This window comes from Ectobacillus panaciterrae DSM 19096 (genome assembly GCF_000430785.1).
Lineage (GTDB): Bacteria > Bacillota > Bacilli > Bacillales > Bacillaceae_G > Ectobacillus > Ectobacillus panaciterrae.
The window spans coordinates 1-3,881 of the sequence record NZ_AUMR01000158.1 but is presented as its reverse complement, the minus strand read 5'-3'; the positions used below and the strand labels follow the sequence as shown (position 1 = coordinate 3,881).

2 protein-coding genes and 2 pseudogenes are annotated in these 3,881 nt (G+C 34.2%); 2 read left to right on the top strand and 2 right to left on the bottom strand.

Translation table 11 applies throughout. The annotated features are described in order from the left end of the window. Window positions 1-927: 927 nt before the first annotated feature. Complete coding sequence (locus tag H540_RS0121680) at window positions 928-2,100, bottom strand: tyrosine-type recombinase/integrase (RefSeq protein ID WP_028402357.1); 1,173 nt, start codon at window positions 2,098-2,100, stop codon at window positions 928-930. Window positions 2,101-2,586: 486 nt separating this feature from the next. Here H540_RS0121680 and H540_RS0121675 point away from each other — a divergent pair, with 486 nt between their 5' ends. After that, the gene (locus H540_RS0121675; protein WP_028402356.1) at window positions 2,587-3,582 is read left to right on the top strand and encodes a helix-turn-helix domain-containing protein; all 996 of its coding nucleotides are present in this window, start codon (window positions 2,587-2,589) and stop codon (window positions 3,580-3,582) included. Window positions 3,583-3,656: 74 nt separating this feature from the next. On the opposite strand, the pseudogene H540_RS35700 reads toward H540_RS0121675, so the two are convergent. Further along, window positions 3,657-3,794 (bottom strand): annotated as a pseudogene (locus tag H540_RS35700) (IS6 family transposase); the annotation flags it as partial. Between H540_RS35700 and H540_RS30605 the strand changes: the two are divergent. Further along, window positions 3,788-3,881 (top strand): annotated as a pseudogene (locus H540_RS30605) (DDE-type integrase/transposase/recombinase); the annotation flags it as partial. The pseudogenes H540_RS35700 and H540_RS30605 overlap by 7 nt on opposite strands.

Genomic DNA, 3,881 nt, shown 5'->3' with positions numbered 1-3,881 from the left:
GATGATTGCCACCGGAGTACGAGAGTAAAATCATTTGTAGTACGAAGGTACAAAACATGGCTTATTGAACGTTATTGGAACAGGCTCGTTACATGTTTATTAATGGTTATCTGACATAGTCCGTAATGGTGGGCAATAATACTTATACAATTGGAAAGAATATGAGACGTTTAATCCCAATAATTAATACTTAAATGATATAGATATAGCTAAATTGACTAACTTACTGTTTAAAATCAACTATCGATAATCTGGGTTATACCAAAAGAATCCCTTCAGTTCCAAGACTGAAGGGAATTTTTATAGGCTCTCTTAGCTAAATTGAATGCTCATAGTGACAAATTATGTTAATCGCAAGGCCGTTCAAACATTGAAATGATATAAAATTTCACGTAATGTATGAGTTTAATATATATAATTAATGTACTAAAAGGCAATTACTAATTAAATTTAAATATAACTTAGGCTACTATTTTATTTTTTCTGAAAATTCAATTTAATGGTATGATAGAAAAAGGCACAGTTACTATTATCTAGTAAAGGAGAGTGGATAATGAGTACTAATGAGGAAAAGAAAGAAATAAGGAGAGCAGTTTTGCTTCATGACAATACTTCATAGCTGCCATCTCGGATATGAGAGATGGCAGCTATGAAGTAAAGGGATCAGGTATACGTGTTATGGCTGTATTAAAACAAGGGAAAGATGGAATAGAGAAACTTCACCTATCAGGAAGAGATGCTAATGATGTAAATAGAACTACCCACATTGAAAGAGAGTAGGACGTCGCTAGGCAAATCAAAATCCCTTTTGCATCTGCAAAGGGGATTTTTTGTCACGCATGTTTTTTAAAAATAACCATGATGATAAAGTGCAACTATGATTAAGAAGTTACATATGTAAGTTCTTAAAGACAGAGGTGCACATTATCATTCTAAGTCATCCGCAAAACTTAATGCCGCATTATCCTGTCGTTTTAAATGTTTCTCCAGATAAATCTGTGTGGTTAAGATAGAATCATGCGCTAATGTACGCTGAATTTTTGTAATTTCTACTCCCCTAGATGCAGCTGCAATCGCAAAAAAGTGACGAAACGTGTGAGCCGTGACAGGATTTTCACGATGTTGTAAAAAGGGAAGGCTGGTATCTTGTATCATTTTTGTCACTTGATTAGAGAGTTGATTTGAATTATATGGTTTTCCTCGTAGGGTCATTAAAAGAGGAGATTCATCCCCACTTCCAATCCTTGTATCATATCCGCGATTCCTTCGGAATTGTATAATCGCTTTCAACAACTGTGGTGAGATATACACTTGCCGTTCTTTATCTCGCTTACCCATTGCATTTAACCAATACTGCCCTTCAATATACTGCAAGTCCTTTACTTTAGCTGACGTAAGCTCCTTAATACGTAGGCCTGTTGTGGCCAAGAACAAGAGAATCGTGTAATTCACAATATGGTTTTGTTCTCTATAATAGTTTAAAATCTCTTGTACTTCTGAGAGTGTTAAATCCCGGTCTGGGCGATCCTCACTTCGTACACTGCTTTTCTTTAATTCTTGATGCAATAGTTTTTCTATATATCCCCGCTCATATAAAAACTTCAGAAAAGACTTTAGAATTGTTGTTTTCTTTGCCAAACTGGCCACTTTATATGGTTCTCCGGCTCTTCCTAATGGAGCTTGCTGCAGATGTATTCCATATCGCCGGATATTCCATGGCTCCAGTGCTTTCAGTAGAGAAGATTGTTGTTGGATCGCTTTTATCTGTAAATCGAATTCTTCCGCATTTTTCACCAGTGTCTGACAAAACGTCAAAATTTCATGAAGATATACTCGCTTCGTACTTGGCTTTCTATTTTTCGTTTGATCCATATCCTTTTCTAAGTGTACGAAGTAATAGATAATTTCTACATCATTAAAATAAGCAAACTTATTTTGCTGTTCTTTCTCTGCAAGATCAATCATCGTTTCTAAGTTATGTATATGTTTCGGGTCTAATAGTAGCTCTATATGATGTACAAATACTTCTCTTGGTAAAGGGGAAGGAGCATATTCTAATTCTACTGCAGATAAGTCTGCAGATTGATTTTTATTATCCATAACTTTTCCTCCTTATATATTTCTCACAAAAGCAATATGTATGTTATAACTCCATTATAACATACACAACATAGATCACTTTTCAATAAAAATAATATAATGATACGTATAATATGTAATAATACTCCATTCTTACACATTATACATATATATTTAACATTAAGTAATTTATTATAAATTATTTAATTTGTTAGTAGTTTGTATATAAAACTATACATTTTATTTTGAAGTTAGTATCAAATAAATTGTTTGTAAATTTTATTTAGTAAGGATTATTTATCTAAATAATTATAGAAATAAGTTAGCCCATATATATGTAACTACTATATAACTTCATGTATAATTAAGGTAAAGTAGGATTTATATCTGTACATAGAAAGTTCGTTGAATTATATTTTTATCATATAAGCAAGTGATTGTTACACCATAAATAGATTCAGAAAAGAGATAAAACTACAAGTTAAAATAAAGAAAAGGGGAAGAGCTATGTCTGAACATCTTTTATTCGATAACAGACCTCGAGTTACAACTAAAGGAGCAGCTAAGTTACTAAAGGTCACGGAGGCTACTATTTACCGGTATGAAAAAGAAGGGAAACTGTCCTCCATTTATAAAGATAATTGGTATAAAGACGGGACAAAGGTATTTTTTAAAGAAGATGTAGAAAAGCTTTTGGAGGACATGAAGAAACCAGGTCTTACGATTCAAGAAGTTGCAAAGCGCGTGGATGTGTCCCATTCAACAGTATCTAAATGGATTCAAACAGGAGTATTATCAGCGGAGAAAAAAGAGTACAAAGGAAAGGAAACGTACTTTATACAAGAAGAGGATGTACAGGTTTTATCTGAAATGCTGCCTTCCATCCTTCGTAAGTATGAGAAAAAGCAAATTGCCTGTAAGGTTGAAGGAAGAGATGTGTATTTGTATCAGTCCTTTCAACATAAGGAAACGAAGGAGTATGCCCGAATTATAGCAATGGACGGAGAGAAGGGAAAGGTTGTTACAGAAAGTGAAGAGGTATTTCCACTGGAAGAGCTCTTTGCTCGAGGATATGAACCTACATATATAATAGAAGGAAAGCGTCACAGCACAAAACGTGGACAAGCTCGATTTGCCTTTAAAAAACCACATTTGTTGCAGGGGACAGCTTACAAGGTAATTGAATGGATATATGTATATGGTGGCGCAGCCAATTTAAAAATAGACGAAAAAGATCAAATGATTCATGTGGAAGTAAAACCGGTGGTATTAGAAGTTGAACCAGTGGAAAATCAAATGGAGATTGAATACTTAGCAAAACATCTACAGGAAGGAGAACTCTCTGTTAGAAATAACGGTGTTTATATTGAAAGTGGATTAGAGGCTGTTTCTTTTCATGTCGAGAAGGAACTAAAAAATCAAATGAAAGAAGCAGCTAAAAGGGAAGGGATAGGTTTAGAAGAATGGCTTAAGAAATTAGTATCACATTATTTTGAACACTAAGGTATTCAAGAGGTTCTGGTACAAACACTTGAGAGAGGTATAAAGAGGCAAAAAGTTTCCTAGTGGAATCTATTTTATGCTGAGAGACTGAATAGTTGATGAATGAGGTTCACTTGATTTCGGACAGACTTCTTCCCTTGAAGAGTTTGTCCTTTTTTCATCATATGCATAGCTTCTATGCCACGTACTATTGAAGTAGCAGTTTCAATGGATGTATCTGTATCGTGCAGTGGATTCCGAAGGAAACACGATTGATTTTTATCTCAGTAAAACAAGAGACAAACAGGCTGCAAAGCACT

What these genes read in the sequence shown, in the direction of transcription:
- H540_RS0121680 (WP_028402357.1), bottom strand. Translation starts at nt 2,100, where the DNA reads ATGGATAATAAAAATCAATCTGCAGACTTATCTGCAGTAGAATTAGAA.
- H540_RS0121675 (WP_028402356.1), top strand. Translation starts at nt 2,587, where the DNA reads ATGTCTGAACATCTTTTATTCGATAACAGACCTCGAGTTACAACTAAA.